We start from the raw sequence: 2,045 nt of genomic DNA, 5'->3' as shown, positions 1-2,045 counted from the left end.
CTCTCGGTGGCGGTCGCCTGGCCGCTGCCCTGCGCGATCAGCGGCGCGACCACGTCCCAGCCGATCTCGCGCGCCTGGCCGGCCGGGATCGATACCGTCTGCGTGGGCAGCGTCGCTGCCGCCGGATCGGAAGCCGCGGCGCCGGAGGCAGCAGCAGAGGCAGCAGCGGAGGCGGCGCCGGCGCTGGCACCGGGGATAGGACCGGCAGCAGCGCCAGCCATGGCGCCACCATTGACGCCAACCCGGCCGCCCGCACCGGCCGCCACGCTGCGCGCGCTGACCTGCACCGTCATCGCGCGTGCCGTGGTATTGCGCAGCGTAAACATCGCGCGGTAGCGATCGCCCTCGCGCACCAGCGGCGGCAAACCCGAGATCAGCTGCAGATCCTGCATCGCCGCCACGGTGGTGCTGCCGGTGCCGAAGCGCGAGACGCCAAGATCGGCGATCGCGACGATGCGAAAGCGCGTCAGCGAATCGTTCAGCGGCACGGTCAGCGTGGCCTTGCCGGCCGCGTCGAGCTGCACGCGCGGGTTCCACAGCAGCAGCGTGTCGAACAGTTCGCGGGTCGGATTCTTGCCGCCCCCACCGCCGGCCGGCACCGCCTTGCGGCCATAGTGGCGCCGCCCGACGATCTCCATCTGCGCGGTCGCCGTTTCCACCCCGTAGCTGCGCCGCTGCAGCATCGCCTCGAGCAGGTTCCAGCTGGTATTGGGCATCAGTTCGAGCAGCGCCTCGTCGACCGCGGCCAGCGCGACCTCGCCGTTGGCGGCCGGCTTGCCGTCCGGCAGCGTGACCTGCACCGTCACCTTGGCCTGGCCCCGTACCGGGTAGCTGGCGCGGTCGGTGGCGACCTTGACGTCGAGCCGGTGCGCCTCGTTGCCGACGCGGATCTCGGCCAGCCCGAGCCGGAACGCCGGCTTCGACAGGTCGACCAGCGGGGTCGGCGCGACGTACTCCCGCCCCTCGCTGCGGAAGGCGCGCCACCATGCGCGCGGCTCGCGCCAGCCCCAGGTGAAGAAGGAATACCAGGGCACCTCGTGCAGGCGTCCGCGCAGCGCCAGCACCGACACGTAGACGTTCGGCCCCCATTCGGGCTTGACCTTGACGCTGACGGTCGGGTCCTTGCCCGCCAGTGTCACCACGTGGGTCTCCAGGATGCCCTCGCGTTCGACGGCCACCAGCGCGGTGGCCTGGCGGAACGGCATCCGTACCTGGAAGCGCGCGGTATCGCCGGGCGCATAGGACGGCCGCTCGGGCAGCACGTCGATGCGGTCGTGGTTCTCGCCGCCGAACCACAGCTCGCCCTGGCCGGTGACCCACACGCTGGTGGCCGCTTCGGAGACGCGGCCCGCATCGTCGCGGGCACGGGCGATCAGTTCCACCTCGCCGGTCTGCTCCAGCGTCACCGCGCACTGCATGCGGCCGCGCGCATCGGTCTTCGCCTCGCAGACCTTGCCCAGGTCGCGCACCTCGGTGCGGTTGTCGTAGCGATAGAAGCCGCCGACCACGCGCTTGCGCGCCGAGGTCGTGATGCGGGCGCGCGCGTGCACCTCCATCGGCACGCCGGCGCGCGGCTTGCCGTCGATATCGAACGCGATGCCCTGCACCGTGGCCTGGCGCTTGACCGCAACCCAGTCGTCGGCGCGAATGCCGGCGACCACCGCGGCCGGCCACAGCGGCAGCGTCTGCCGCAGCGTCTGGATCTCGCCGTTGGGATCGGCGAAGGCGGCCTCGACCAGCAGATCGCGCGGCGCGGTCACCGGCGGCAGCGTGTCGAGCGTCAGACGGCCGCCGCCGTTGGCGTCCAGCGTCAGCGCGCGCTTGTCGGCGATCAGCGTCTGGCCGTCCTGCGCCGACGCCCGGCCCTGGTCTTGATCTTCAATCTCGTCCGACTCCTCGCGCTGTTCGTCCGCCGCACGCGGCGCATCGAAGCTGTAGCCGGGGGCATCGGCAAAGCGCGGCATACGGTCGCGCAGCAGCGCGGACACCCGCACCGGCAAACCCGCCGCCGCGCCGCCGGACACATAGTGCACCTCGACATCGAG

At 72.1% G+C, this 2,045-nt stretch carries 1 protein-coding gene; it reads right to left on the bottom strand.

All coding sequences use genetic code 11. The annotated features are described in order from the left end of the window. The coding region (locus tag AC6EI8_RS26225) for an alpha-2-macroglobulin family protein (RefSeq protein ID WP_498383352.1) at positions 1–2,045 on the bottom strand (2,045 nt) is incomplete at both ends.

This window comes from Cupriavidus sp. R6-3, from assembly GCF_059772245.1.
Note: the sequence above shows the minus strand (reverse complement) of the source record. Positions and strands in the feature narration are given on the sequence as shown.